At 62.4% G+C, this 25942-nt stretch carries 24 protein-coding genes, 1 tRNA gene and 2 pseudogenes; 8 read left to right on the top strand and 19 right to left on the bottom strand.

All coding sequences use genetic code 11. The features are described from left to right. Window position 1: 1 nt before the first annotated feature. The 3 genes from gltX to ACR2J1_RS06495 all read right to left on the bottom strand — a co-directional run bounded on the left by gltX (window position 2) and on the right by ACR2J1_RS06495 (window position 4858). The gene (gltX, locus tag ACR2J1_RS06505) at window positions 2-1339 is read right to left on the bottom strand and encodes a glutamate--tRNA ligase (RefSeq protein ID WP_434018524.1); all 1338 of its coding nucleotides are present in this window, start codon (window positions 1337-1339) and stop codon (window positions 2-4) included. Further along, window positions 1340-3013 carry an NAD+ synthase gene (locus tag ACR2J1_RS06500; protein ID WP_434018523.1) on the bottom strand — a complete coding sequence of 558 codons (1674 nt, stop codon included), beginning with the start codon at window positions 3011-3013 and terminating at the stop codon, window positions 1340-1342. 453 nt (window positions 3014-3466) lie between these two features. After that, the gene (locus ACR2J1_RS06495) at window positions 3467-4858 is read right to left on the bottom strand and encodes a class II 3-deoxy-7-phosphoheptulonate synthase (RefSeq protein ID WP_434018522.1); all 1392 of its coding nucleotides are present in this window, start codon (window positions 4856-4858) and stop codon (window positions 3467-3469) included. Window positions 4859-5110: 252 nt separating this feature from the next. Here ACR2J1_RS06495 and ACR2J1_RS06490 point away from each other — a divergent pair, with 252 nt between their 5' ends. From ACR2J1_RS06490 to ACR2J1_RS06480, 3 genes are read left to right on the top strand one after another with little or no spacing between them, the layout of a single operon-like run. Further along, window positions 5111-5581, top strand: a complete 471-nt coding sequence (locus ACR2J1_RS06490; protein ID WP_434018521.1) for a VIT1/CCC1 transporter family protein — start codon at window positions 5111-5113, stop codon at window positions 5579-5581. Next, on the top strand, window positions 5578-5709 hold the full coding sequence (locus ACR2J1_RS06485) for a hypothetical protein (protein WP_434018520.1): 132 nt from the start codon (window positions 5578-5580) through the stop codon (window positions 5707-5709). Before ACR2J1_RS06490 ends, ACR2J1_RS06485 begins: the two co-directional genes overlap by 4 nt. Before the next feature lie 50 nt (window positions 5710-5759). Continuing rightward, on the top strand, window positions 5760-6941 hold the full coding sequence (locus tag ACR2J1_RS06480) for a carboxylate-amine ligase (protein ID WP_434018519.1): 1182 nt from the start codon (window positions 5760-5762) through the stop codon (window positions 6939-6941). On the opposite strand, the gene ACR2J1_RS06475 is transcribed toward ACR2J1_RS06480, so the two are convergent. The 3 genes from ACR2J1_RS06475 to rpiA are packed head-to-tail and all read right to left on the bottom strand — an operon-like array spanning window position 6938 to window position 9786. Beyond that, window positions 6938-7693 carry an SDR family NAD(P)-dependent oxidoreductase gene (locus ACR2J1_RS06475; RefSeq protein ID WP_434018518.1) on the bottom strand — a complete coding sequence of 252 codons (756 nt, stop codon included), beginning with the start codon at window positions 7691-7693 and terminating at the stop codon, window positions 6938-6940. The two genes, ACR2J1_RS06480 and ACR2J1_RS06475, sit on opposite strands and share 4 nt — an antisense overlap. Next, entirely contained in the window at window positions 7680-9074 is a 1395-nt protein-coding gene (gene gor, locus ACR2J1_RS06470; protein ID WP_434018517.1) for a glutathione-disulfide reductase, read from the bottom strand. Before gor ends, ACR2J1_RS06475 begins: the two co-directional genes overlap by 14 nt. A gap of 7 nt (window positions 9075-9081) precedes the next feature. After that, window positions 9082-9786, bottom strand: a complete 705-nt coding sequence (rpiA, locus tag ACR2J1_RS06465) for a ribose-5-phosphate isomerase RpiA (protein WP_434018516.1) — start codon at window positions 9784-9786, stop codon at window positions 9082-9084. Window positions 9787-9996: 210 nt separating this feature from the next. Here rpiA and ACR2J1_RS06460 point away from each other — a divergent pair, with 210 nt between their 5' ends. The 3 genes from ACR2J1_RS06460 (at window position 9997) to ACR2J1_RS06450 (ending at window position 11010) form a co-directional block, all read left to right on the top strand. After that, entirely contained in the window at window positions 9997-10365 is a 369-nt protein-coding gene (locus ACR2J1_RS06460; protein WP_434018515.1) for a hypothetical protein, read from the top strand. 128 nt (window positions 10366-10493) lie between these two features. Continuing rightward, window positions 10494-10772 carry a hypothetical protein gene (locus ACR2J1_RS06455; RefSeq protein WP_434018514.1) on the top strand — a complete coding sequence of 93 codons (279 nt, stop codon included), beginning with the start codon at window positions 10494-10496 and terminating at the stop codon, window positions 10770-10772. A 162-nt stretch (window positions 10773-10934) separates the two neighbouring features. Beyond that, window positions 10935-11010: transfer RNA gene (locus tag ACR2J1_RS06450), tRNA-Val, on the top strand. Window positions 11011-11771: 761 nt separating this feature from the next. Here the strand turns inward: ACR2J1_RS06450 and ACR2J1_RS06445 are convergent. The 10 genes and pseudogenes from ACR2J1_RS06445 to ACR2J1_RS06400 form a co-directional block, all read right to left on the bottom strand. After that, the gene (locus tag ACR2J1_RS06445; RefSeq protein ID WP_434018513.1) at window positions 11772-13121 is read right to left on the bottom strand and encodes a TonB-dependent receptor family protein; all 1350 of its coding nucleotides are present in this window, start codon (window positions 13119-13121) and stop codon (window positions 11772-11774) included. A gap of 395 nt (window positions 13122-13516) precedes the next feature. Further along, window positions 13517-14092, bottom strand: a pseudogene (locus ACR2J1_RS06440) (TonB-dependent receptor plug domain-containing protein); the annotation flags it as partial. 281 nt (window positions 14093-14373) lie between these two features. Then, window positions 14374-14577: pseudogene (locus ACR2J1_RS06435) on the bottom strand (energy transducer TonB family protein); the annotation flags it as partial. Window positions 14578-15847: 1270 nt separating this feature from the next. Further along, the gene (locus ACR2J1_RS06430) at window positions 15848-16252 is read right to left on the bottom strand and encodes a DoxX family protein (protein ID WP_434018512.1); all 405 of its coding nucleotides are present in this window, start codon (window positions 16250-16252) and stop codon (window positions 15848-15850) included. A gap of 102 nt (window positions 16253-16354) precedes the next feature. Next, on the bottom strand, window positions 16355-17545 hold the full coding sequence (locus tag ACR2J1_RS06425; RefSeq protein WP_434018511.1) for a type III PLP-dependent enzyme: 1191 nt from the start codon (window positions 17543-17545) through the stop codon (window positions 16355-16357). A 141-nt stretch (window positions 17546-17686) separates the two neighbouring features. After that, entirely contained in the window at window positions 17687-19246 is a 1560-nt protein-coding gene (locus tag ACR2J1_RS06420) for a caspase family protein (protein ID WP_434018510.1), read from the bottom strand. Between the two features lie 490 nt (window positions 19247-19736). After that, complete coding sequence (locus tag ACR2J1_RS06415) at window positions 19737-20702, bottom strand: cytochrome c (protein WP_434018509.1); 966 nt, start codon at window positions 20700-20702, stop codon at window positions 19737-19739. Between the two features lie 14 nt (window positions 20703-20716). Then, window positions 20717-21034 carry a c-type cytochrome gene (locus ACR2J1_RS06410; protein ID WP_434018508.1) on the bottom strand — a complete coding sequence of 106 codons (318 nt, stop codon included), beginning with the start codon at window positions 21032-21034 and terminating at the stop codon, window positions 20717-20719. Continuing rightward, window positions 21028-21186, bottom strand: a complete 159-nt coding sequence (locus ACR2J1_RS06405; RefSeq protein ID WP_434018507.1) for a hypothetical protein — start codon at window positions 21184-21186, stop codon at window positions 21028-21030. Before ACR2J1_RS06405 ends, ACR2J1_RS06410 begins: the two co-directional genes overlap by 7 nt. A gap of 80 nt (window positions 21187-21266) precedes the next feature. Next, complete coding sequence (locus ACR2J1_RS06400) at window positions 21267-21896, bottom strand: glutathione S-transferase N-terminal domain-containing protein (RefSeq protein WP_434018506.1); 630 nt, start codon at window positions 21894-21896, stop codon at window positions 21267-21269. A 243-nt stretch (window positions 21897-22139) separates the two neighbouring features. Here ACR2J1_RS06400 and ACR2J1_RS06395 point away from each other — a divergent pair, with 243 nt between their 5' ends. Both ACR2J1_RS06395 and ACR2J1_RS06390 read left to right on the top strand, forming a co-directional pair. Beyond that, window positions 22140-22892: a DUF1045 domain-containing protein gene (locus ACR2J1_RS06395; RefSeq protein WP_434018505.1), complete on the top strand. Its 753-nt coding sequence runs from the start codon at window positions 22140-22142 to the stop codon at window positions 22890-22892. Between the two features lie 70 nt (window positions 22893-22962). Beyond that, window positions 22963-23838 (top strand): NAD(P)-dependent oxidoreductase, encoded by an 876-nt coding sequence (locus ACR2J1_RS06390; protein WP_434018504.1) that lies wholly within the window; start codon window positions 22963-22965, stop codon window positions 23836-23838. 3 nt (window positions 23839-23841) lie between these two features. Here the strand turns inward: ACR2J1_RS06390 and ACR2J1_RS06385 are convergent, their stop codons facing one another. The 3 genes from ACR2J1_RS06385 to ACR2J1_RS06375 all read right to left on the bottom strand — a co-directional run bounded on the left by ACR2J1_RS06385 (window position 23842) and on the right by ACR2J1_RS06375 (window position 25798). Continuing rightward, window positions 23842-24321, bottom strand: a complete 480-nt coding sequence (locus ACR2J1_RS06385; protein ID WP_434018503.1) for an Lrp/AsnC family transcriptional regulator — start codon at window positions 24319-24321, stop codon at window positions 23842-23844. Between the two features lie 113 nt (window positions 24322-24434). Further along, the gene (locus ACR2J1_RS06380; protein ID WP_434018502.1) at window positions 24435-25058 is read right to left on the bottom strand and encodes a uracil-DNA glycosylase family protein; all 624 of its coding nucleotides are present in this window, start codon (window positions 25056-25058) and stop codon (window positions 24435-24437) included. Next, complete coding sequence (locus tag ACR2J1_RS06375) at window positions 25055-25798, bottom strand: MBL fold metallo-hydrolase (protein ID WP_434018501.1); 744 nt, start codon at window positions 25796-25798, stop codon at window positions 25055-25057. Before ACR2J1_RS06375 ends, ACR2J1_RS06380 begins: the two co-directional genes overlap by 4 nt. Window positions 25799-25942: the final 144 nt, after the last annotated feature.

Raw genomic sequence — 25942 nt, 5'->3', positions numbered from 1 at the left:
GCTAGGCGGTTTCGCCGGCGAGCCTCGCCGCGGCGCGCGTCCGTCCGATCAGCGGCAAGAGAGCCTTGAGCTCAGGACCGTGATCCTCGCCGGTCAGCGCCAGACGCAAGGGCTGAAACAGCGCCTTGCCCTTGGCGCCGGTCGCATCCTTGACGGCGGATGACCATGCCGCCCAAGTCGCCTCGTCCCAAGGCTCAGGCGGCAGCAACGCAGCCGCTTTTTCGCAAAGAGCTGAGTCCGCGATCGCCGGAGCAAGCGGACCCGTCACCACGCGCCACCAGAGCTTGGCATCGGCAAGCACGTTGAGATTTTCGCGCACAGCCTCCCAGAATTCGCGTCCCCCTTTGATGTCCATGGCGCGCAAGCGGTCGGCGACGGCATCATAGGGCAGCGCGTGGAGAAGCTTGGCATTGAGGAGACGAAGCTCGTCCGGATCGAAGCGCGCCGGCGCTCGCGACAGCTTCTCGAAATCGAAGGCGGACACAAGCTCGTCCATGCCGGCATGCGGCGCGACGGGATCGGAGGTGCCGATCGTGGCGGCATAGATGGCAACCGCGAGCGCCTCCAGCCCCTCTTCTCGCAGCGACTCAATCGAAAGCGTGCGCTCACGCTTGGAGAGCGCTTGGCCGTCCGCGCGGACCAGAAGATTGTGATGACCGAAAGCGGGAGGCGTCGCGCCGAGCGCCTCGAAGAGCTGGATCTGCGGCGCGGTGTTGGCGACGTGGTCTTCGCCGCGAACGACATGGGTGATGCCGAGATCGATATCGTCGACCACACTCGGCAGCGTGTAGAGATAGGTGCCGTCCTCGCGCACCAGGACAGGGTCCGAGAGCGAAGCGGCATCGACATGCTGACGGCCGCGCACGAGATCCTCCCAAACTACGTCGCGGCTTTCGAGCTTGAAGCGCCAATGCGGTTTGTGGCCCTCGGCTTCGAGACGCGCCCTCTCTTCCACGGTCAGGTTCAAGGCGGCACGGTCGTAGATGGGCGGCTTGCCGCGTGCGAGCTGCCGCTTGCGGCGAAGCTCCAGCTCCTCCGGCGTTTCGTAAGCGGGATAAAGCCTGCCGATTTTCTTCAGCCGTTGCACGGCGGCCGCGTAGCGGTCGAATCGATCCGACTGCCGCGCCATGTCGGCCCAGTCGAGACCGAGCCAGGCAAGATCCTCTTGGATCCCTTGCGCGAACTCCTCGGTCGAGCGCTCCCGGTCGGTATCATCGAGGCGCAACAAAAAGCGGCCGTCGGTCTTCTGCGCGAACATCCAATTGAGGAGCGCGGTGCGGATATTGCCGGCATGGAGCCGGCCCGTGGGGCTCGGCGCGAAGCGGACGGTGATACTCATCTACAGAGTCTCGCGGAACTTGTTGACGATGGGATAGCGCCGATCGCGCCCAAAATTCTTCGCCGTGATCTTCACGCCGGGCGCCGCCTGCCGCCTCTTATACTCGGCGAGATAGAGCATGCGCTCGACCTTCTTCACAACCTCAGGCGCATGTCCGCGGGCGACGATCCCCGCTAGCTGCATCTCGCGCTCGACAAGACAATTCAGAATGTCGTCGAGAACATCGTAGGGCGGCAACGTATCCTGATCGCGCTGATCGGCCTTGAGCTCGGCCGTCGGCGCCTTGGTAAGGATGTTCTCAGGGATGACGATGCCCTCGGGGCCCAAACAACCCTTCGGCCTTGCGCTGTTGCGATAGCGCGCAACGGCGTAGACCTGAGTCTTGTAGAGATCCTTGATGGGATTGAACCCGCCATTCATGTCGCCATAGAGCGTTGCATAGCCCACCGACACTTCGGATTTGTTGCCGGTCGTCAGCACGATGGGCCCGAATTTGTTGGACATGGCCATCAGCATGGTGCCGCGCGCACGCGACTGGAAATTCTCCTCGGTCGCATCCTCCTTGGTGCCCGCGAACACCGGCGCGAGGCTCTTGGTCAAACCTTCGACAGCCTCATGGATAGGAAGAATGTCGTAGCGCACGCCGAGTGTTTCGGCGCCTTTGGCCGCATCGCTCAGGCTTTCATTGCTGGTGTAGCGGTAGGGCAGCATGACGCAATGCACGCGCGAGGCCCCGAGCGCATCGACGGCCATGGCGGCGCAGAGCGCGGAGTCGATCCCGCCCGAGAGGCCAAGCACCGCGCCCGGAAAGCCGTTCTTCTCCACATAGTCGCGCAAGCCGGTGACACAGGCGAGATAGTTCGCGGCCTCCCCGACTTCGATCTCAGCCATGTCGCCGGGAAGGCAACGCCAGCCCGCCTCCTCGCGCCGCCATTCCATGATGCCAATCGCCTCCTGCCAGGCAGGCATCTGCATCGCCACGGAGCCGTCGACGTTAAGAGCGAAGGACGCGCCGTCGAAGACGAGCTCATCCTGGCCGCCGATTTGATTGACGTAAGTCAGCGGCAGGCCCGTCTCAGCGATGCGCGCGCGCGCCACGTCGTATCGCTGGGTCTGCTTGTCCATCCAATAGGGCGAGCCGTTGGGGACGATCAGAAGCTCCGAGCCCGCTTTGGCAAGGCCCGCGCAGACCTCCTCGCTCCAGATGTCTTCGCAGACCGGCACGCCAAGCTTCACGCCACGAAAGTCGATGGGCTCGGGCATGGGGCCGGTGGCAAAGACGCGCTTCTCGTCGAACACGCCGTAATTCGGGAGGTTGTTCTTGTAGCGAACCGCCGCGATGCGGCCGGCATCGAGCAAGGCCAGCGCGTTATAGACGAAGGAGCCGTCGCCCCAGGGCAGCCCCACGAGAACGGCGGGCCAGCCGTCTCCGGTGTCGCGGGCAAATGCCTCGCAAGCCTGCCACGCTGCCTCCTGCAAAGCAGGCTTCAGCACGAGATCCTCGATGGGGTAGCCGGTCAGGTAGAGTTCGGTGAAAGCGACCAGATCCGCGCCTCGAGCGGCCGCCGTTTCCCGTGCCGCGCGGGCCTTTTTCAGGTTGCCGTCGATGTCGCCCACGATCGGATTGAGCTGCGCGAGCGCTAGCCTGAAGCTGTCCTTGATCCTGTTGGCCATGGCCGAACTTAGCTTGGCGCGCGAAACTGTCTAGGGCGCCGGCCGGGCGCCGCTAGAGGCGATGGACTCTGGCTCCGCGCCCGGGTTAAATCGGACGTTAAACAACGTCATGTGTGGGAGGGTTGAAGCGTGATCAGAACGATAGTGGCAGGCTTGGTCCTGGCGGCCGCGTTCCTCTTGGGCGGTCAACCCGCGAAAGCCGAGTGGCTTTGCGGAGAGAATCGATGCGTTTGGGTAAATTACGACGTGAATGAGCCGGCCTATGCCCTCTCCTGGGGCCCGCCGGTCAGACCGTCTTGCTTCTGGAGGCAGGGCGTCTTCGGCCGCTGGAGGATGGTCTGCCCAGCCGGTTAGTCATCGCCGGACGCATCGCGTCGATTTTTGATCGTTTCGTGCGAATTAGAGGGCGCAGGCTTCGGCCGGCGCCCTTTTTCGTCGGGTCTAAAGGAAAGGCTACTCGCCGGCGGCGATGGAAATCTCGGGCTCCGGACGTCCTGCAAGGTCGCGCTTCAGCCGCTCCGCGACGATGAAGGCAAGCTCCAGCGACTGATCGGCGTTGAGGCGCGGATCACAATGGGTGTGATAGCGGTCGGAGAGATCTGTCTCGGTCACCGCCTTGGCGCCACCGACGCACTCCGTCACGTTCTGCCCCGTCATCTCGACATGAATGCCGCCGGCATGCGTGCCCTCGCTGCGATGAATGTCGAAGAAGGCCTCGACCTCGCTGAGGATCAAATCGAAGGGACGCGTCTTGTAGCCATTGCCGGCCTTGATCGTGTTGCCGTGCATTGGATCGCAGGTCCACACAACACTTTTGCCCTCCCGCTCGACGGCCCGGATGAGCTGCGGCAGATGCTTTCCGACCTTCTCGGCGCCGAAGCGGCTGATCAGGGTCAGCCGCCCGGGCTCGTTCTGCGGATTGAGCAGGTCGATGAGACGCAGCAGCTCGTCGGTATCGAGGCTCGGCCCGCATTTCACGCCGATCGGATTCTTGATGCCGCGCAGATATTCGATGTGGCCGTGATCGAGCTGCCGGGTGCGGTCGCCGATCCAGAGAAAATGACCCGACGTCGCATACCAATCGCCCGAGGTTGAATCGATGCGCGTCATCGATTGCTCGTAGCCGAGCAGCAGGGCTTCGTGGCTGGTGTAGAAGCTCGTGCTCCGAAGCTGCGGCGTGTTGTCGGGCGTGAGCCCGATAGCACGCATGAAGCGCAGCGTCTCGGCGAGATCCTCGGCCATGTCCTCGTAGCGATGCCCTGCGGGACTATCCTTGACGAAACCGAGATTCCAGCGATGCACATGCTCGAGATTGGCGTAACCGCCTTGCGCGAACGCGCGCAGCAGATTGAGCGTCGCGGCGGACTGCCGATAGGCCATCAGCATGCGCTGCGGGTCAGCGCGGCGTGCCGCCTCGGTGAACTCGATGCCGTTGATGATGTCGCCACGATAGCTCGGCAACTCCTGCCCGCCCTGCTTCTCCGTCGCGGAGGAGCGCGGCTTGGCGAATTGGCCGGCGATGCGCCCGAGCTTCACGACCGGCGAGCCGCCGGCATAAGTCAGGACCACCGCCATCTGGAGAAACACGCGGAAGAAGTCGCGGATCGTGTCGGCGCCGTGCTCGGCAAAGCTCTCGGCGCAATCGCCGCCCTGCAACAGGAAGGCCTCGCCGCTCGCCACGCGCGCGAGCTTGGCCGTCAGCTCCCGCGCCTCGCCGGCGAAAACGAGCGGCGGGAATCTCGCAAGCTGCTTCTCGACCTGACCGAGCTCGACCTCATCCAGATAAAGAGGAACCTGCCCTATGGGTTTGGTACGCCAGCTGTCTGGGCTCCAACGCGGTGCCATCACGGCTCTCCTTGAAAACCCTCACCATATAGGCGAATGAGGGGCGACTTGGCTAGGCTGCTCGCGTCGTCGTCGGTTATGCCTGCCACACAATCCTTAAGAGCGCGCGAAGGAGCCGATGGACCCCCCCGCCACCTCGAGCACGGCCACGACCCGCGCGACATGCCAAGCGGCTGATAAAAGGGGCCGCGCATCAGCTATCTGCGCGACTGGGTCTATGGCGGCATCGACGGGACTGTGACCACGTTCGCGGTGGTCGCCGGCGTGGTGGGCGCGGAGCTTTCCACCAAGGCCCTGGTCATTCTGGGCGTCGCCAACCTACTCGCTGACGGATTTTCCATGGCTGCGGCCAATTACTCCGGCACCACCGCAGAGATTGAGGAATACGAGCAGCTGCGCCACATGGAAGAGCGGCACGTCGAGTATGCGCCGGAGGGCGATCGGGAAGAAATCCGTCAGATCTTTAAAGCCAAGGGCTTCGAGGGGCATGCGTTGGAGAGCGCGGTTGATGTGATCACCGCAGAGCGTGGACATTGGATCAAGACCATGATGACCGAGGAGCACGGCCTGCCTCCGGTCAGCCGTTCCCCCCGGCAAAGCAGCCGCCTTTACCTTTATCGCCTTTATTTTGTGCGGCTCCGTGCCGCTCCTTCCGTTTATCTTCGGCTTGCCCGCCTCGATCTCAGTCTCGACCGCCACGACCGGACTGACCTTTTTTTTTGATCGGCTCGCTAAGAAGTTATTGGTCGCCAGCGCCTTGGTGGCGGGCAGGCCTGGAAACCTTCTTGATCGGCATGACCGCTGCCGGCCTCGCCTACATTGTCGGCGTGCTTCTGGCGAGTTTCGTCTAGAAATCGAAGCTGCTACACGAGCCTCCTCGACTGTGGGACGTTGCAGGGCCATGGCCATCAAAGAACCGAGCTTCACAATCGGGATCGAGGAGGAATATCTCCTCGTCAACAAAGAGAGCCGCGATCTCGAACCCGAGCCACCTGCCGCGTTGCTGGCGAAATGCGAAGAGGCGCTGCGCGGCCAGGTCAGCCCCGAATTCCTGCGCTCGCAAATCGAGGTCGGCACACGCGTCTGCAAATCGGTGCAACAGGCACGCGACGAACTGGTGCATTTGCGCAGCACGGTCGCAGGCATCGCCGATGAATTCGGCCTCGCCCCAATCGCGTCATCGACCCACCCCTTCGCCGAATGGTCCGCGCAGCAGCACACTGACAAAGAGCGCTACAATGTTCTCGCGCGCGACCTGCAGCATGTCGCCCGCCGCCTCGTGATCTGCGGCATGCACGTGCATGTCGGAATCGAGGATGACGATCTCCGCATCGATTTGATGAGCCAGGCATCGTACTTCCTGCCGCACCTTCTCGCGCTTTCGACCTCGTCGCCGTTTTGGCAAGGCACGCCGACGGGGCTGAAATCCTATCGCTTGTCCATTTTCGATGAACTGCCGCGCACCGGCCTGCCACACCAATTTTCCAGCTACAGCGAATATGCACGCACGGTCGAGTTGCTGGTGAGCGCCGGCCTGATCGATGACGCGACCAAGCTCTGGTGGGATCTGCGTCCGAGCGCGCGCTTCCCAACGCTCGAAATGCGCATCACCGATGTCTGCCCGCTCATCGAGGACGGCATCGCCATCGCAGCGCTCTATGTCTGCATCTTGCGCCTGCTTTACCGCTTGCGCCGCAAGAATCAGCGCTGGCGCCATTACCCGCCCTTCCTGATCCGGGAGAACCGCTGGCGCGCGCAGCGCTACGGCATCGGCGAAGGCTTGGTCGATTTCGGCAAGGGCGCGATCGTGGCCTTCCCCATGCTGCTGGAGGAACTGTTCGATCTCGTGGCCGAGGACGCGGCCTATTTCGGTTGCGCCGCGGAGATCGCGCATGCGCGCACCATCGTGCAGCGTGGCACGAGCGCCGACCGTCAGCTCGCCCGCTATGACGAGGTGATGAAGCTCGGCGGCAGCGAACAAGCCGCTTTCGTGGCGGTCGTCGACGGCATCATCGCGGAGACGCGGATGCTTCCCAGCGCCCGTGCGGGCAGTCCGGCAAAGAGCGAGTCGAGGCGCGCCTAGAGCGTCGCGCCCATGCCGCCGTCGACATTTAGGCTCGCGCCAGTGACATAGGCGGCCTCGTCCGAAGCGAGGAACAGGGCTGCGTTGGCGATGTCCTGCGGCGTGCCGAAACGCCTGAGCGGCGTCTGCGTCAGGAGCGCCTTGGCGATCATGGGATTGGCCATATAACGGCCGATCAGAGCCGTTTCCACATAGCCGGGGCACAGGCAGTTCACGCGAATGCTGTAGGGCGCATATTCCACGGCGAGACTTCGTGTCAGCGCCGACACGGCGCCCTTGCTCGCCGAATAGACCGACATTTGCCGCGTATGCTTGGTCGCCATCACCGAGGAGAGATTGACCACGGACGCCTTGCCCGAGGCGCGGAGCAGGTCGAAGGCCTCGCGCGCGCAGCGCACCGTGCCATCGACATTGACGGCCCAAACCTTGTCCCATGCGGCATCGTCGAGGTGACGAAAATCGGCGCGCTCCCCGACCCCGGCATTGTTCACGAGCACATCGAGCCGGCCGAAGGCGTCCTTAATCGCGCCCATGAGCGCCAGCACCTCCTCGGTGCTCGTGACGTCGGTGGCGATGGCGCGCGCGGCGCCGTTGCTCTTGACGATGGCATCGGCAACCTCTTGCGCAGCGTCGCCGTCGCGGTCGGCGATGACGACAGAGGCCCCTTCCCGCGCAAAGGTCTCGGCCATGGCGCGGCCGATACCCGCGCCTCCGCCCGTGACCAGCGCGATCTTATCCTCAAGCCGCCGCATCGGACCCCGCCACCGGTGTCGGCGGCTCCCATTTGTGCCGCATGGTCACGATCTCTTCCGCGACGCTCGGATGCAGCGCGCGCGTCGCGTCGAACTGCGCCTTGGTGACCCCGAGCTGCACGGCGATCGCCGCCATCTGCACGATCTCCGCCGCGTCTGGCCCGAGCACGTGACAGCCGAGCACTTTGTCAGTCTCCGCATCGATGACGAGCTTGATGAGCATCTGCTCCTCGCGCTTCGCCAGCGTGTATTTCAACGGCCGGAACGCGCTCTTATAGATGTCGACCACGCGATACTTCTCGCGCGCTTCCTCTTCGGTCAGGCCCACCGTGGCGATCTCAGGCTCCGAGAAGACTGCCGTCGGGGTGAAGGTGTGATTGACGGGCGTGGACGTGTCATTGAATACCGTCTCGGCGAAGCAGGTGGCCTCGTGGATCGCGACTGGGGTGAGGTTCACGCGATCGGTGACATCACCCACGGCATAGATATTGTCGATCGAGGATTTGGAGAATTCGTCCACGACGACATGGCCGTTCCAGCCGAGCGCGATGCCGATCTGCTGGAGGCCGAGACCGACCGTATTCGGCACGCGACCCGTCGCGGCCATGACGAGCCCAGCCTCGACCGGGTCTCCGTGCGCGAAATTCACCTGATAGCCCGCTTCGTCCTTGGCAATGCTGGCGATGGCGGCACCGAGGCGGATGTCGATTCCGCGCTTGCGCAAACCCTGAGCGAGCCGCAGGCGCAGCTCCTCATCGAAGCCCCGCAAAATCTGCTCGCCGCGATAGATCAGCGTGACCTGCACGCCGAGACCGGCAAAGATCGAAGCGAACTCCACCCCGATATAACCGGCGCCGATAATGGCCATGCTGGCAGGCAGCGCGTCAAGCAGGAAGCATTCGTTGGAGGTGATCAAATGTTCCTTGCCCGGCACGTCGGGCAGATGCGGATGACCGCCGGTGGCGACGAGAACGGTCTTCGCCGTGACGACGGCGTCGCGATCGGCAAGCTTCAGCGTATGCGGATCTTCGAGCGTGGCGCGGGTCGAGAGCAGATCGACACCGGCATTTTCCAGCAGCCGCGTATAAATGCCTTCCAGCCGATCGACCTCGCGCCGGACATTGCCGATCAATGTCTGCCAGTCGAACTGCACGGCCCCGAAGCTCCAGCCATAAGCGCCGGCACCTTCAAGCTCCTGGTGATAACGGCTGCCATAGGCGAGCAGCTTCTTCGGCACGCAGCCGCGAATGACGCAGGTGCCGCCGACGCGATATTCCTCGGCAATGCCGACGCGCGCACCGAGTTCGGCGGCAAGCCGGGCCGCGCGCACGCCCCCCGATCCAGCACCGATGACAAACAGATCGTAATCGTACGCGGTCACGTTGCCTTCACTCTCCCGGCCGCCGGATAACCCTGACGCCGTCAGGGCCCGCAACGATAGCGAGATCGGCGACGCCGAGAAACAGGCCGTGCTCCACGACGCCCGGAACACGTTTCAAGGCAAAGGCGAGCACTTCAGGCTCTTGGATGGCCCCAAAGGCGCAATCGACGATGTAATTGTCCTGGTCGGTAACGAAGCGGCCGCCGCCTGGCGTCTGCCGCTGCATGATCTCGCCCTCGCAGCCGGCCTGTGTGCTCATGATTTCGATCAGGCGAAGGGTCGATGCAAACCCGAACGGCACGACTTCGATCGGAAGCGGAAAGGCTCCGAGCGTGGCAACGACTTTGCTTTCGTCGGCGATGACCACCATCTGGTTCGAGGCCGTGGCGACGATCTTCTCGCGCAGCAAGGCGCCGCCGCCGCCTTTGATGAGGCGAAGCTGATCGTCGATCTCATCCGCGCCATCCACCGTCAGGTCGAGCTGCGGCGTGTCTTTGAGGGTGGTGAGAGGAATGCCAAGGCGTTCGGCCTGCGCGCGGGTGGCCTCGGAGGTCGGCACGCACAGCACTTTGAGCCCCTGCCCCACGCGCTCGCCCAGCGCATCGACGAAACGCGCGGCTGTCGAGCCCGTGCCGAGCCCGAGCCGCATGCCGTCGTTTACGAGGTCGAGCGCCGCGCGCGCCGCACTCTCTTTAAGCGCATCCGTGAGCACGTTTGCCCCCTCGGGTCATGCCGCGCGGCCACCCACATCACGTATTTCAACTCGAACCCCAGATACCATGATGCGAGCGCTCATGGCCAAGGCCCTATTCGGAACGCATGCGGCCGCTTCCTACGCCGCCGCCTGCCACGCCGCAAGGCAGTGTGACAGAACGTAGTTTGCGCTAAGACCCGCGCAAGACGGGCGAAAGGGAACCTGACCGTGGCGAAAACGATCCTGAAAGATGCGACCGTCGTGTTCGATCTCGATGGCACGCGCATTGGTGAGATGAGGGGCGGTGTCGATGAGCGGTCGCGACACTTTCGCCGTGGGCAAGCCAGACCCCGCGCCCCTCAGCGGGTGATCGCGGCGGCTGGCGGTCACTCCGCCGCGCGATCATGGATCGGGGACAGCGAGGTCGATGTGAGGACCGCGAACGCCGCCGCGTTGCCCATCGTCTTCGTACGGTTCGGCTATGGCGAGGCGCCCCTCGACCTCCCGTCGGACGCTGTCATCGATCACTTCGACGCGCTCGGCGCCCACGCCGTCCGCCTGCTGCAGGCCCTCGCCGAGCACCCGGCCGATCTGTAGCCGGAGCTGCCATGCCGCAGTTACGCCACATTTCAACCGGATCGGTCTTGCGCGTGCAGCCTCAGTCAAAGCACAATTTCATCCGCTTATGCGCAAGCTATGCACTGAACTTTAGATGGAGACGGGAAATGCTGAGAAGGGTCGTGATCGGCGCCGCAGCGGCGTGCTTCATGGCGGGAACGGCGTATGCGGTCGACGAGGACGCGGGCGACCCTGCCTGCACCGAGCAGCTCACCAAGACCGAAGAGCTGGTGCATGACAAGATCGAGTCGAACGCCGTGAGCGAGGAGACCGCCGAGAAGGCGAACGAGCTTCTCGACCAGGCCGACATGCAATGCACGGAAGGGAACGTTGCCGACGCGACGGCCACGCTTGCGACCGTGCAGGGCTTGGTCTCCAAACCTTAAGCGACACGAGAAGCGGCACCGGCCTGGTGCCGCTTTTTCATGCCGGGGAGCGGCGCGCGATTTCGTGCCGCTTTTCCTTGCAAGCGCCTAGCGGGACGGGCGCAGCGCCCATTCCTTGACTTCGAGCGGCGGCAATCGTTAAACCAAATGACGCCGGCAGGCGGGCGGTTAGCTCAGCTGGTAGAGCACTGTGTTCACATCGCAGGGGTCGCTGGTTCGAGTCCAGTACCGCCCACCATTTAAAACGCTGTTATATAAACAAAAAAATAGAGCGTCCTTACAGGGCACAGCAAGCGGATTCTCTCCGTGTCAGTCTATGTCAGCAAATGCAACAATAAGGCCCCACGGCCAGTCATACACGCACTGGGATCACATTACGGAATGAATTGCCGCCGAGCGGTCGCCCCTGCTGCCTCCTAATTTACGCGCACTCGATGCGTCCATCGAGCGGGTCGAGATTTCCACCAGAAAATTGATCGCGGGCGAATTTGGCGAGAATCCGGCGCAACTCCCACCCCATATTGCGTCTGAAATCGATCGACGCATTCAGAAGGCAACTAGGAGGAACGGTACGCTCGATGTCGCTTACTACTCGACGATGGAGGGTAAACTTGATTCTCGGATCTTCGGGAGTTGCAAGGTGTAATCACGGGAACGCACTGGCCGAGATTTGAGGATCGATTTCTTAACAAGGTAGCTCTAAATACAAAATTCGACCAGCTTGCGGAACTTCGCAACGGCATTCGGCATAGCCGTGGGGTGAATCAAGTCGCTCAGAAGGAAGGTGAGGCCGCGATCATCTGGTTCGAGCAAGTGCTGGCGAAGCGGTTGTCGCCCACCCCTCCGATCGATCGAGGTCCTTCGGAACAACTCGCTTAAGCGGGGCCGGACGGCGGGCCTAGGGTTCCTAAATAGCTACATTCACCACGTCTGCTGTAGGGCCCAAAGCGGACGAGGCGTCTCTCAGGGGGACTTGAGAATTGGGACGCCGTTTGTCGATCAGAAGTTCTGCTTGAGTCCCACTTGAAACAGCCGCGGCGCGCCCGGCAGGATGCCCCTGGTACGATCGACGACATATTGCTCGTCGAGCAGATTCTTGATGGTGAAATAGAGATCCGTGTCGGTCTTTTCGATATTGTAGGTCGTGGCAAAGTTGAAGATGGCGTAGCTCGGGATCTCGCCGAACATGCCCGACAGCGCATTGGTGCTGCTCGGTCCGCCAGAGTGGTCGCGCCCGCTCTTTAAATTCAAGAAGTCGCCGAACTGACTGCTGACATAGACCATCTCAAGGTTGATATCCCAGTTCTTCGTCGCATAGCCGATCCTGGGCGTCACGAGATATTCCGGCGCATAAGGCTGGCGATTGCCGGTGGTGTTGCCCTGTAGCGGCAGGCCGGTGGTCACGGAAATGAAGGGCGAGAGCTGCTCGGCGACCGGGAGCCAGGTGAAGGCGACCTGGCTGTAGAAACTCCACGGCTTTCGGTACATCCGGCCGGAGTCGAACCGCACCAGCACCTCCAAGCCTTCGAACAAGGCCTCGCCCTCGGCGAGCGGGTTGTCGCCGCCGGCGATCGACCCCACGGCGATCAGGTTGGAAAAGTCGTTGCGGAAATAGGTCGAGTCGATATTGAGGCCACGTAGGAGCTCGCTGCGGAAGCCGACTTCGAGATTGACCGATTCTTCGGGATTGATGTCGATGGAACCGCCGTCATTGGCGATGGAATCCTCGACCCGGGGCGGGGCGAAGCCCTCGTGGACGCCCGCGAAGAAGCTGATCTTGTCGTTGGGATCGTAGCCCACGCTGATCCCCGGAATGAAGGCGTAGACGTTCTCCGTTCCAACACAAGGCGGGGTAAGGCACCCTCCGGCAACAATCCTATTGCGCCGCTCATATTCGATGTCCTCGTAACGGAATGCCGGGGTGACGCTGAACCTGCCGAACTCGACTCGGTCCTGAACGAAATAGGACAGCGCGAAGGCGTCACGCTCGTTCCATTCGGCCAAAGTGCTTCCCCCCGTGACGAACAATTCGTTCACTTGGCGCCGGTCTTGCGCTTCCTTGTGGACGCGGAAGCCGGCCTTCAGCTGGTTGGCGATGTTGTCGGTCAGCGCGTATCGCGCGGTCACCCGCTCGTCGAGTCCGTAGACGTAGTAGTCGCGCAGGCGCCCCTGAATGGAGTTGCAGTCGTTAGGATCGACGCGCCGCCCGTGGAGGCGATCATCGGTGAAGCCTGGATAGCTTGCGTTGCACTGGCCGTCGGTGGTGCGGCTCGATTGCCGCCACCAATCGCGCGAGAAGCTGTTGTAATAGAAACTCGTCCGCAGATTGATGTTGTTATTGATATCCAAGCGTTCACCAGCGACGCTGCGTAGCGGTCGGTGTTGAAGTTGTCGTTGGCGAACGGATTGTAGCGAAGCCCGAAGTTCTTCCGCTCGGCATCGGTAATGCCGGAATAGGTCACCTGGGAATCCTCGGTGAAATAGCTGAACTTCCCGATCCAGGCCGAGTCGGCGCTCGCCAGCGCGATGCCCTTCACCCCGAGATCGGTCACCTTGTGGTGGGTGTTGTCGCGCACGCCGTCGCCCTGCTTGTGCACGTAGTCGAACAGGCCGCCGAGATTGTTGTACCAGCCGCCATAAAAGGCCTGCCCATTGAAATAATCGCGGTTGCCTCCGGTCGCGGCGACAAAACCGCTCGGCGTGGCGGGTGGGTTCGGCGTTACGTAGTCGATCGTGCCCGAGATGGTCTGCGGACCGTAGAGCAGCATGTCGGCGCCCTTGATCACATCGACGCGCTCGAAGCGGTCCATCAGCGGGTGAAAGTAGCTCGCATTCTCTCCATAGGGCGCGTAGCCGAGGAACAGGCCGTCCTCGAGCAGCAGAACCTTGGTCGAGCGCGTTGGGTTCATGCCGCGAATGCCGATATTCGGGCGCAAGCCAAAGCCATCCTCGTCGCGAACATTTACGCCAGTGACCTTGCGCAAGGCCTCATTCGTGTTCAGCACATGGCTGGTGTAGAGTTCGGCACCGGAAACGACCTGACCCGACCCGTCGAGCTGCCACTCACCGCGCGGGCCGGGCGGGATGATGTCGCCGACAATGACGATGCCGGGAATGGCGGTGGCGGACGGAAACTCGGTCGCGCTGGCCTCAGAGGTGATGAGTGGCGCGGCTGAGGTGGTGATGACCGGCTCGGCGGCTTGTGCCTGCGCTTGTCTCGAGGCGGTCGCACTTCCCGAACCTGCCGGCTTCTTCTTGGCGACGGTGGTGACGGGATATTTGGTCTTCGGGGTCGTGACGGTGATTACGACGGGAGGCAACTCGACCGCGTCGGCGTTCTGGGATTTCGCTTCCTCCAGCGGCAGAAAATAGCAAAAGCCCAAGGATAGGCGTGCGACCCCAGCCTATGGATTGCGGCCGATTGGCCCACGCGCCGAAACGATGCCGTACGCCCTCAGACGCACGAGGAGCACGCGCCCCCACACAACTTTGCATCAAGCCCCCCGACGTCACTTTTCAAACCAAGACGTTAGAGGGTGTTCGGGTGATGCAACAAATGCAAAGTACTAAAGGGAATAGATGCAACCTATGCAATAGCGATCTAGCGGTCGGCGCGGAACTTGAACGGCACCGACACCACAACCGGCTCGCGCGAGATGTCGTCGGGAAAGGGCGGGAACGGCGCCGAACGCTCGATCGTCGCGATCGCCGCGTCGTCGAGCCTCTTCGAGCCGGAGCTCGATGTGATCTCCCGTGACAAGATCTTGCCCGAGGGGTCGATGATAAACTTCACAACGGCGGTGCCCGTCGTTCGCGCTTCGGGGCGACCTTATGGCGCTCGAGATGCAGGCGAAGCTTGCCGAGATAAGCCGCTCGGAGAGACGCGTCGCCGCCCTTCTAAGACAGCTGCAAAAAATCCACGTCAGTTAAGTGCCAGTAGGCTGACGAGGCGGAGTGCCATCAGGCCGAATCGCTGTCAATTCAATCACAGACGCCGCAATTAATTTGCCGCATGGCCTCCGTTACGGCCTCACCGCTGGATCTATAGGGGCCCGATTTAGGCGCCGGCAAGATGGGAAGGTCGGGGGTATGCGGTCGTGCAGAAACCACCAGTCGTCGCCGCCACCGTCAACCTCTAGCTCATAACCTTCGTAGCTCTCTCTCTGAAAGTCGGTTCTGAAAGTCGGTAAAGACACCCTCCAACGCGCCAATCCACCGGCTAGCCATTGTTGCTTTAAGCATCGAAAGTACTGGTCAAAAGTGAACATCCGTGCTCCGCTCCGAGAGCGCTTACGGCGCCGCTACTGGCATTAATCAGTACAGTTAAGGTGTCCGATGCCGGGGGATCCAGAAGAGTGTCGCGTGCACGCCCAGAATTGCTTACGGTTGGCTGCCGACGCTCGAAGTGTAACTGACAAGGAGCACTTCGAAGGTCTGGCTCAAAGATGGTTAGCTATGGCCACTGACTTGGAGGTCACTCAAGCCCTCTTGAGAACCTGGGGTGCTCCGCAAGAGCCAAAGAAGCCGACGACCGGAACCTGAGCGCGGCAATTTCCCGGCCATTCGCTGTCAGGTTGAACGCCTCTCGTGTCACTCCGCTTCCCCAGCTTAGACAAGTCGAGATCCTTGTGACTATGGTGCCCGCCTTTTGGGCAACGCGGCAGTCGAAGGTACTAAACGTTTCCGAGAGTGCAAATTTCGATCTCCCTGGCGGGCAGATAGCCGACTCACAGGGACCACCCATGTCCTCGACGGCTGCGAAACCGATGACCAAGCTATCGCTAAAGCCGAACAATATGTCGACGGGTGCGACATCGAACTCTGGTAACGGAATCGGCTCGTCGCAAGCATCGTGGAGGTCGGCAAAATTTCTCAATTGTCCTTCAATGTGACTTCTGGTTATCGGGCGGTTTTTTGTGCTTTCGCGTTGTGGAATAGTACGTTGATTCCAGAGCCACGCCGAGATTACCCCGCTGCAGCGGATCGAAGCTGAGAGGGAGGTAGGTCAAGGTCTCCAAATAGACGTCGTTCAGACCTTTCGCTGCCTGTAAGGCCGACTTCCCCTTGCTTCGAGCTTACGTTTTCCGCCTGTTCATCATCGCATCCAGGCTCCAGGCCCCGCCGCCGGCAAAGACGAGATAGAGGAAGATGAAGCAAAACAGGATGGCGGCATCCCCGCCGTTGAGGACCGGAAAGACGCTGCGAGGCGCGTGCGCCAGCCAATAAGCGAACGCCATCAAGCCGGAGAGGATGAGGGCCGTGGGCCGTGTGAACAGGCCGACGACGAGGAGCGTGCCTCCGACGATTTCAAGGACGCCCGCGATCCAAGGCAGTGACAGAATCTCAGGCGCGCCGCGCTCCGACGCGGGAAACCCAAGCAGTTTTTGCGAGCCGTGCTCGAAGAAGAGCAACGCCGCGACGATCCGCAGGATGCTGAGGACGCGTGGCGCCCAAACGGTCTGAAGTTGGTCGGTATTCATGGATGCAGTGCTTCCTCTGGCGCCCGCTTGGGCTCGCAGGCTTCAGTGTAACCTGCAAACGCCTCGAGAGTCAGTTCACGCGCGAAACGAAAGCGCGAGCGCCTAGGCCCGTGCCGCCTCAAGCGGTTGCATGGGCGCGGCTTCGGCCGGTCCCGCATACATGGAAAGCATGGGCTCGTCGGTCAGAACGATCTGATCGTACTCGCCAAAGCCGTTGAAACGATTCGACAAGACGCGCCCATACGCCCCGACCTGGCCGATCTCGATATAGTCGCCCTCGCGGACATTGGCGGGCAGACGGAACGGCCCGGGCATGTAGTCGGAGCTGTCGCAGGTCGGACCATAGAGCACGAAATCCATGTCCCTCGCTTTTCTCTTTGACGCGCTCACAAGGCGCGCCGGAAAACGAAAGCCAGAATATGCCGCATCGAACAAGGTGCCGAACGCCCCATCATTGACGTAGAGGGCATTGTCGCGCCGCGCATCGACGCGCACGATCACGGACTCGGCCTCCGCCACAAGCGCCCTGCCCGGCTCGCAGAGCAGCTCGCAAGAATGCTTGACCGCGAGTTCGTCGGCGGCCTTCGTCACCTCGTCCATGAAGGAGGCGAGATCGGGCGGATGAGAATGCGGATAGCGGCTCGGAAAGCCGCCGCCAATATCGATGGCGTCTACCATCACGCCGGACTCGACGATCAACTGCCCGACCTGACGCAACGCCTCGCCGAAGGCGGCGGGAACCACGGCCTGGGAGCCGACATGAAAGGTGATCCCGAGGCGCTTTGCGATCTGCCGCGCGCGCAACAAGAGGCCAGGCGCCACCTCGCGGGTCGCGCCGAACTTGCCTTCTAAAGGAATGAGGCTGTGGGTATTTGGGCAGGCCACGCGCAGGAAGAGCTGAAGGTCTTTCGCGCCGCCGCTCTCCTGGACAATCTTGTCGAGCTCGTCATCGCTGTCGAAGGCAAAGCTCCTGACCCCGAACTCATGATACGCGCGCGCCACCGCATTCCGCGACTTGATCGGATTCATGAAGAAGAGCTCGACGCCTGGGAAAGCCGCGATGCGCTCGATCTCAACCATGGAGGCGACGTCGAAGGCGCGGATGCCGGCATCGACGAGCGCGCCCAGCACGGCAGGCGCATCGTTCGCCTTAGCCGCGTAGAGCACGGTGCCCTGAAAATTTGCGAGGAACCATGCCGCCGCGCGGTGCGCGGCGTGTGGCCTCAAAGCGAGGGCGGGGCGCTCCGGGCGATGGTGTCGCAGAAGCTCCAAGGCAGAAGTGAAAACGTCCATCCCATGTCTACTCCCACACGAGATTGCCGATGTCAGTGCTGCCCTTGAGCAAAGTGCCTACGAGCCGCGTCGTCCCTATGCAATCCGAGGGGGCTTGTAAAGCGGTTTTCGAAGAACCGGTCCCGCCCGCCGTGAAGAAATCTAATTCGGCCTCTCGGCAAAGGTTCCGCTTCCGCTGGAAAGCACGGCCGTTGCCGCGCTGGAATAGACCGGGCTCTGGAGCAGTCCGAAAGTCTTGCGCGCGGCAAGTCTCACCATCTCGGCGGTGTAGACGTGGAGCTCCGCGCTGTCGAGCTTGCCATCCTCGTTGCCGACCGGTGGCAGATCGGCGCTCCCGGCCAGCCCCTCGATCAGATAGCGGGTGAAGAGCCCGATACCGTAGAGCGGATCGGCCAGCGTGCGCTGGCCGCGATCGGCGGCAACGAGAACCGTCACACCCGGCCTCGGCACAACCGGGATGGCGGACCGCCGGGTCTCGGGCAGATTGGGAGGCATCACATAGTTGTCGTGGTCGCGTCCGAAATCGGTCTCAAGCAGGAGAAGCACGGACTTGGCGTCCAGGCTCTCCAAGTTGGCGTAAAGCGTGGCGAGCGGGTAGCCGCTCCGCTCATCGCGATAGCGTTCGGTGTCCACGGGGAGAAGATAGGTCTCGGTCTGGGCGGCGTCGGTTGCGCCATGACCCGAGTAGTAGACAATCACCCGGGCGTCTTTGTGCGAACGAAGCTTGCGCGCGAGTTCTCCCTCTGCGCCCGGCGTAGTGCCAAACAGCCTTTCGAGGTCGGCCTTTTTCGCGTCCCTCACATCGATCACGTTGTCCTGGCGGAAGCCAAGATGTTCGGTGAGGAAAGCATACATGGCGCCGGCATCGCTATGGGAGGACTCCGCCGCGGGCAGGGATGCGTAATTCCGATTGCCGATGACCAACGCGAACGCCGCGTCATCTTCCGGGGCGGGCGCCAAGGGCCGGTAAAGCTCGCGGACGCGCGTATAGGACTGAGCGGCCACGCCGCCAGCATGCCGCAGCACCTGCTTCGGCGGGATGGCGCAAAGCTCGATTTTGCCGGCGTCCTCGATGCGGCGCACATCCTCCAAGGTCAGACGCCCCTGCACGGGCACGCAGGCGGAGCACCAGACGACACCATTCTGGCTTTCCATCTCCGCAAGATCGGCCTCGCTCAGGTCCTTCGGCTTCGGCAGGCACTCGGTCGCGCATTGCGTCACCGGAACGCCGCCCCGCGCGCCGCGGACCGAAAGCAAATCCTCCGAGAGGCAATCGAGGTCGAGCGTCCTCTTCGGCGGTGGGGTCTCGCTCGGCGGGGCCGCGCCCGCCGAGGGCGCGGATGCTGGTGTCTCTATAGGGGGTTGCTCCTGCACCGGGGTTTCGACCGGAAGGGAGGCCGTCTCGTCGACATCCTTGCAGAGAGACGCGAACTTCTCCTGCACAGGTTCGGCTAGGACGTCGCCGTAGCGCTTCAAATCGTGGGCGCGTTTGAAATGCCAATAGGCCGTCCACGTGTCGGAGTTAAGCTCCCCGTCGATGGAGCCGTCATAAAAGCCGAGCTCCTTGAGGCAGCGTTGCGAGCGCGCGACCGCCCTTTCCTTCTCCGTGAAATCTTCGGCGTCTTCCGCCGCTGCGTCGTCCGCGGTGGGGCTTGGATCCTCCTCATCCTCCGCGACGCACCCAACTCCCTCACGCTTCAAGCCCGCGCCGCATAGGCAAGCGCGTTGGTCCGGCGACCAGGTCTCGTTGTCACGACAGGCGGTTGAAGCGCCCTCAGGCAGGCAATCCCCGCGCTGCAGGTTGTATCCCGCACGCACGCAGACGCAGCGGCGCAAGTCGCGCGAGTAATTCCAGGGAAAGTCACAATCCTCGCGAGGCCCGCGCGCGATGCGGGCGGCGGCGCTGGATGACGTTCCGTCTTGCGTAGAATTCAGAGGTGTCGTGCTTATCGATTGTGCGAACGACGACGGCGCCTCGGCGGTGACGCCCAAGACAACCGCCCCCGCCCCGATCAGAGCGAACAGGCTCAACCGCCGCAAACTCCCCGCCATGAATCCCTCAACGCGCAACAAAGCGCGGATCGCGCCGCGCCACGTTCGATCTAACAAGGCGACAATGGCAGAGGTTAGGCCGAGAGGAGCCCGAGGACCAAGTAACGACTCACAACGGCGTTAATTCACGTATCGAAGATCATTGCTCCACCTCACGGCCACCGGTCTGCGCGGGCTTCTGCGCTGCGTCCGGCCGCGGCGGCAGCGACTTGAGAAAAACCGCAATGGCTGTGCGGTCCTCCGGTGTGAGCTTCGCCATGTTCTCTTGCACGGGCACCATGTTCTCGCCGATCGTGTCGAAGCCCGGCGTGTTGCCCGTCTCGAGCAGATAGGCAATGTCCTCAACCGTCCAATCTCCGATACCATCGTCGCTCGGCGTGATATTTGGCACGTCCCCCTTGCCCTCGGGATTAAGCGCACCCGCAAACTCCTTGGCCTTCACGATGCCGCCAAGAAGGTCGCGCGACGAATGGCATTCGCTGCAATGTCCGGCGGCGAGAACGAGGTAGGCGCCGCGATTGAGTTCGGCGCTCGCCTTGGGGTCGGGCGTGACGCTCTTGCCGTCGACATAAAGGCGCTTCCACAGGCCCAGGGCCTGCCGAAGATTATAGGGGAAGCGCAGCGCGTGGGGCGCCACGCGATGTTTCACGGCCGGCAAACTGTCCAGATAGGCCTTGAGGTCGATGAGATCCTCGAAAGTCAGGCGCTGATAGGATGTGTAGGGGAACGCGGGGTAGAGATGCGACCCGTCCGGCGCGACACCCTGCTTCATCGCATTGACGAAATCGAGCGTCGTCCAACTCCCGATCCCAGTCGCTTTGTCGGGTGAGATATTGGGAACGTTGAAGGTGCCGTAGGACGTCTTCAGGCACCTGCCGCCAGCAAGCGTCTCTTTGTCCTTGGTATTGAGATCGTCGCAGGCCTTGACCGGCACGGCATGACATTCGGCGCAGCCGGCGGGTGTGAAGATGTACTTGCCGTTCGCGATGTCAGGCGCGTGCGACGGGAGCCCCGAGGCCGGCACCCTGACCGGCAGCGTCAGGAGGGTGAGGACGATCGCGCCCGCAACGACAAGGGCGAGGACCGCGAGCAAGGCACTGCGCAAGCGATCCTCCGAGCCTACTGCTGCTTTTTGACCCGGTAGCTCTGATGGCAGTCCTTGCAGACTTTTGTCATATCGCCGAAGGCGGACTTGAAGGCCTCCTCCCCCTCTCCCGCGGCGGCCTCGGCTTTGAGACTCGCGTCCTTCAGCTTTTGCACGAGGGCTTTGAAGCCATCGAAGGCCTCCCAGATCTTGGGCGCGGCTTCGCTGTCGGCGATGGCACCGTGTTCCGTGCCTTGCGGAAACAGCGTGACGTACTTGTCGGGCACACCGCTAATATCGTGCATCGCCGTCGCGGCCTTTGCGGCATCGAAGGGCACGGTCCCCTTTACCATGTCGCCCCGAGCTTTGTCCCGGGCCGCACGATGTCCTTCATGAGATGTCGTCTCTCTTTCACGGCCTCGGCCAGATCGTCCGCGGAAAAGGCCACCGTGGCGAATGCCGCAATTGCACCCAGCGAGCAGGCAACGGTCCCGACTCTGCGCATGTCATCTCCCGGATTGAGGGTCGGTTTGCATTGGGAGCCGTTGTGCCACAGCCCCCATGTCGGCGGCCGGCGCGGGGCGATCAAGGTTTCGGGATGATGCCGCCATGCCCAAGCACGTCGTAGCCTCTTTGCACCGCCAGTCGTGCCGCGATGGCGAGATACCAGCGCTTCACATTCGGATACTCGTCCAAGTCGACCGACTGCCAGCGATAACGAGAGATCCACGGCCAGATTGCGATGTCCGCAACGGAATACTCGCCCGCGACATACTCAGTATCGCCCAGCCGCCGCTCGAGCACGCCCCAGAGGCGCCGCGCCTCGCGCGTATAGCGCTCCTCTGCGTAGGCGCTCTTGCCGGGATGGAATTTCACGAAATGATGCACCTGGCCGAACATGGGCCCGGCACCGCCCATCTGCCACATCAGCCACTCGACCACGCGCCACTTCGCTGGAAACTCTTGCGGCCAAAGCATGCCCGTCTTCTCGGCGAGATAGAGCAGGATCGCGCCGGACTCCATGAGGTGAAGCCCAGTGTCGGTGTCGACGATCGCGGGAATTTTATTGTTTGGCGCGACTTTGAGAAAAGCTGGATCGAACTGCTCGTCCTTGGTGATGTCGATCGGATGGACGCGATAGGCGAGCGCGACCTCCTCCAGCATGATCGCGACCTTCTGTCCGTTCGGCGTCATCCAGGTATAGAATTCGATCATTACGTCACCACTACCGCTTCGTTTGCCCGCGGCAAACTGCATCATGGGAAAGCGCTTGCGCCGTCAAGTCCGCCGGGTATCGCACCGCACTCTCGCATCTGCGAACAGGGTCATTCACCAACTGTTCATTCCTCGGCCTCCCTATCGCCAAGAACCGGACGTGCCACCGCCACAGGACCTTGATACCCATTGACCTTGGAAGCGGCGTCCAATCGATGCCTGCGTATACGGAGGGGAAGTTTGATGCTGAATTGTGCCCGACTCGATCATGAGATGCAGCGTGCGCCCGAGGGCGTACCGAGCTTCTCTCGCTATGCCATCAATTACACCCCGCAGCCGGGCACTGCGCTTGCCGCCTTCGGACGCTCCTGGTTCGGGCGCGCCAATGACGGCGTGACGTTGCAAGCCTTCTCCGACACCGGCCTCTCCGGCACGGGCTTCGCCAGACTTCCCGCCGCGGCGGGCCGCTATGGCAGCCTGCATGCTCAGTTCCGGGCGCCATTCGCGCTCCGCGAAGGCATGGGACCAGATGCCCTGAAGGCACGGCTTCTGACCTTCGCGTCTAGGCGGCAGCCCGTGGATACGGGCCCTTTGACGCTGGCGCGTGCCGGCCGCTGCCTTGTCCTGCGCCCGGTAGAACCGCGGCCGGCGCTCGAATGGCTTGCTGCTCAATGCGTCGGCGGCTTCGACGGCTTTGCCGCGCCGCCGAGCGACACCGAGCGGGACGAGCACGGCGATCCGAACCTCAACGACTATCAGCGTCTGCTGCTGGAGAGCTTCGGCGATCCCTTCGTGCTCAGCGAATACCGGTTCTGGATCACGCTGACCGGTCCTCTCGACGCGACGCATCTTGACCGCGTGTCCCAGGCCCTGTGGCCGGTGCTCGAGGACATTTGCGCTGAAGGCGTAAGCGTCGACGCGTTGTCGCTCGTTGGCGACGCGGGCGGCCGCACGCCCATGCGGCTCATCGGCCGCTATCGCCTCGGCGCACGATAAACCTCGCTAGCAGCAACCGACGCAGCGCACGCCGTGGCTCGCGCCCGGGCGATGCTGTAAAAGCGTTCGCATGAGCAAGGTCGCCTTTATCGGGCTCGGCGTCATGGGTTATCGCATGGCCGGTCACATCAAACTGCGTGGCGGCCATGACGTCGTGGTCTTCAACCGGACCAAGGCCAAGGCGGAAGCTTGGGCTGAGCGGTTTGCCGGCAGCATCGCAGCCACGCCGGCGGCGGCCGCTGAAGGCGCCGATTTCGTCTTCACCTGCGTCGGCAACGATGAGGATTTGCGTGACGTCACCCTTGGCGAGGACGGCGCATTTTCCACCTTGAAGCCTGGCGCCGTCGCCATCGACAACACCACGGCGTCGGCGAAGATCGCGCGGGAGCTGAACGGCCTTGCGAAGGAACGCGGTGCGGGCTTCCTCGACGCGCCGGTGTCAGGCGGACAGTCGGGCGCCGAGAGCGGCGCGCTGACCGTGATGGTTGGCGGCGATGAAGTTGACTTCGCCAAAGCCGAGCCCGTCATCAGCGCCTACGCCAAGACCGTCAACCTGATCGGCCCTTCCGGGTCGGGACAGCTCACCAAGATGGCCAATCAGATCTGCATCGCCGGCCTGATCGAGGGGCTCGCCGAGGCGATCCACTTCGCCACCCGCGCGGGCCTCGACGTTACGAAGGTGATCGAGACCATTTCCAAGGGCGCCGCGCAAAGCTGGCAGATGGAGAATCGCTGGCAGACCATGATTGAAGGCAAATTCGATTTCGGCTTTGCCGTGGACTGGGTGCGCAAGGATTTTGCGCTCGTGTTCGACGAAGCAAGCCGCAACGGCGCGAGCCTCCCGGTCACGGAACTGGTCGATCAGTTCTATGCCGACGTGCAGGCGATGGGCGGCAGCCGCTGGGATACGTCGAGCCTGATTGCCCGGCTCGAGCGGAAAGCTTGACCCCTACTCCGTCTTGATCTCGGCGGCATAATCCAGCGGCAGTGCCGAGGTGTATTTCATCTGCTCCATGGCGAAGGCCGAGCTCACATCCGACAGCTCGATCTTGGCAATGAGCTTCTTGTAGAAATTATCGTAGCGCTCGATATCCGGCACGACCACGCGCAGCAAATAGTCGACCTGGCCGCTCATGCGGTAGAACTCCACCACTTCGGGCAGATCGGCGACCGCGGCATGGAAGCGCTCGAGCCATTCCTGCGTGTGGTGGCTCGTGGTGATGGACACGAACACCGTCACCCCGACATTGACCTTCTTGGGATCGAGCAAGGCGACGCGCCGCTGGATAACGCCCGCTCCTTCCAGTTTCTGGATGCGTCGCCAGCAAGGCGTGGTGGAAAGCCCGACCTGCTTCCCGATCTCCGCCACGGGAAGGGTGCAGTCGCGCTGCAAGATATCGAGAATCTTGCGATCCATTCGGTCGAGCATGGCAAACCTTCGGCTCAATTTGGGCCAAATCCAGTCTCAAGCAGAAACATTTTGCTGAAAATAGAGGCTAGTCACGGACTTAATAGAATATTTTTCTAACAGCCACAAGTGCCTCAAAACAGCCTACGCACCTCGCGGCGAAGTATGGGCAGAAGATCCTGCTCGAACCAGGGATTTTTCGGCAGCCAAGCGTTGTTGCGCCAGGACGGATGCGGCAACGGGAGAATGCGCGGTCTAGCCGTTCTTGCAAGACACTCCCGCCAACCGAGCATGGTCTCCTGGAGCGACGTTCCGCGGCCCGTTCCGAGGTGAAAGCGCTGGGCATAAGAGCCCACGGCAAGAACGAGGTCGATCTGCGGCAGCGCCGCAAAGAGACTCTCATGCCAAAGGGTTGCGCATTCGCGCCGCGGCGGAAGATCGCCGCCCTTGGCGTCCTGTCCCGGAAAGCAGAAGCCCATGGGCACGATGGCGACGCGGCGCTCGTCGTAGAACTCTTCCGGCGTCACTCCCATCCAGTCGCGCAGACGATCACCGGACGCATCGGTGAAGGGTATGCCCGAGTGGTGCACGCGCGTACCCGGCGCCTGACTACACACGGCAAGGGGCGCCGTCGCGCTCGCGCGGAGCACGGGTCGCGGGTCATGCGGCAGCGCCTTGCCGCGGGGAGTCTCAACACAGTGGCGGCAGGAACGGATGGCCGCGAGCACGCGGTCGAGATCGGTCGCTTTGGCCGTCATAGATCCAGAGTCATACCGTCATGGGCAACGAGATAGCGCGAAGCATCGACCTCGCCGGAACGGCACAGCATCGTCTCACCCATATGGGTCAGTAGCACGCGTTTTGTACCGAGCCGCTCATAATTGGCATCGATGGTCTTAAAGTCGAGATGGAGGTCGAGTACGACATCGTATTGAAAGGACTCGCTGATAAGAAGATCGGTCCCTTGCGCTGCGTCACAGATTGCCTCCACCCAGCCCGTGTCACCGGTGAACGCGAGAGCCTTACCGTCCACCTCGAACCGCAACGCATAAGGCGGCGCGTCTGAGGGATGATGGACCTCAAAGGGCGTGACCGTGACGCCGCGGACATCAAGCGGGCGCCGCTCTTCATATTCGATGAAGCTCAGCTCGAAGCTGCGGCTCGTCTTGGTCGAGTTCGGATAGAGCGCCTCGGCCGCCGCCACGAAGCGTGACTCGATCCCCTTCGGGCCCGTCACCACCAAAGGGCGCGTCCGCTTGCTCGCATATTGCGCATCGATCAGGAGCCAGGGCAGCCCGCCGAAATGGTCGCCGTGCAGATGCGTCACGAACACCGTGTCGAAATCGTTGGGCGCGAGGCCGAGCCGCTTGAGGCCGATAAGGGTCGAGGCGCCGCAATCTATAAGGAACGTCGAGGCTTCCGCCTTCACATGAAAGGAAGTCTGTAGGCGCCCACCGGTGCCGAAGGCGTCGCCACAGCCGATGATCGTCAGTCGCATGAGAAACCCATATAGGCACGGTTAATGCATTTTGCGCGAGGCATTAAAGGCCAGCGGATCTCCATATCCCTGCCGGGCAAGGTTTGCCGGCGCGGCCCGTCCCAGCACGGAGCGGCAGTAAACGCGACGTTAGGGATTATCGCA

It is taken from the genome of Methyloceanibacter sp., from assembly GCF_050999895.1.
Lineage (GTDB): Bacteria > Pseudomonadota > Alphaproteobacteria > Rhizobiales > Methyloligellaceae > Methyloceanibacter.
Note: the sequence above shows the minus strand (reverse complement) of the source record. Positions and strands in the feature narration are given on the sequence as shown.

Excerpts from the sequence above, each read along its gene's own strand:
- gltX (WP_434018524.1), bottom strand. The coding sequence starts at position 1,339 with ATGAGTATCACCGTCCGCTTCGCGCCGAGCCCCACGGGCCGGCTCCAT.
- ACR2J1_RS06500 (WP_434018523.1), bottom strand. The coding sequence starts at position 3,013 with ATGGCCAACAGGATCAAGGACAGCTTCAGGCTAGCGCTCGCGCAGCTC.
- ACR2J1_RS06495 (WP_434018522.1), bottom strand. The coding sequence starts at position 4,858 with ATGGCACCGCGTTGGAGCCCAGACAGCTGGCGTACCAAACCCATAGGG.
- ACR2J1_RS06480 (WP_434018519.1), top strand. The coding sequence starts at position 5,760 with ATGGCCATCAAAGAACCGAGCTTCACAATCGGGATCGAGGAGGAATAT.
- ACR2J1_RS06475 (WP_434018518.1), bottom strand. The coding sequence starts at position 7,693 with ATGCGGCGGCTTGAGGATAAGATCGCGCTGGTCACGGGCGGAGGCGCG.
- ACR2J1_RS06455 (WP_434018514.1), top strand. The coding sequence starts at position 10,494 with ATGCTGAGAAGGGTCGTGATCGGCGCCGCAGCGGCGTGCTTCATGGCG.
- ACR2J1_RS06430 (WP_434018512.1), bottom strand. The coding sequence starts at position 16,252 with ATGAATACCGACCAACTTCAGACCGTTTGGGCGCCACGCGTCCTCAGC.
- ACR2J1_RS06425 (WP_434018511.1), bottom strand. The coding sequence starts at position 17,545 with ATGGACGTTTTCACTTCTGCCTTGGAGCTTCTGCGACACCATCGCCCG.
- ACR2J1_RS06410 (WP_434018508.1), bottom strand. The coding sequence starts at position 21,034 with ATGGTAAAGGGGACCGTGCCCTTCGATGCCGCAAAGGCCGCGACGGCG.
- ACR2J1_RS06405 (WP_434018507.1), bottom strand. The coding sequence starts at position 21,186 with ATGCGCAGAGTCGGGACCGTTGCCTGCTCGCTGGGTGCAATTGCGGCA.
- ACR2J1_RS06400 (WP_434018506.1), bottom strand. The coding sequence starts at position 21,896 with ATGATCGAATTCTATACCTGGATGACGCCGAACGGACAGAAGGTCGCG.
- ACR2J1_RS06395 (WP_434018505.1), top strand. The coding sequence starts at position 22,140 with ATGCTGAATTGTGCCCGACTCGATCATGAGATGCAGCGTGCGCCCGAG.
- ACR2J1_RS06390 (WP_434018504.1), top strand. The coding sequence starts at position 22,963 with ATGAGCAAGGTCGCCTTTATCGGGCTCGGCGTCATGGGTTATCGCATG.
- ACR2J1_RS06385 (WP_434018503.1), bottom strand. The coding sequence starts at position 24,321 with ATGCTCGACCGAATGGATCGCAAGATTCTCGATATCTTGCAGCGCGAC.
- ACR2J1_RS06380 (WP_434018502.1), bottom strand. The coding sequence starts at position 25,058 with ATGACGGCCAAAGCGACCGATCTCGACCGCGTGCTCGCGGCCATCCGT.
- ACR2J1_RS06375 (WP_434018501.1), bottom strand. The coding sequence starts at position 25,798 with ATGCGACTGACGATCATCGGCTGTGGCGACGCCTTCGGCACCGGTGGG.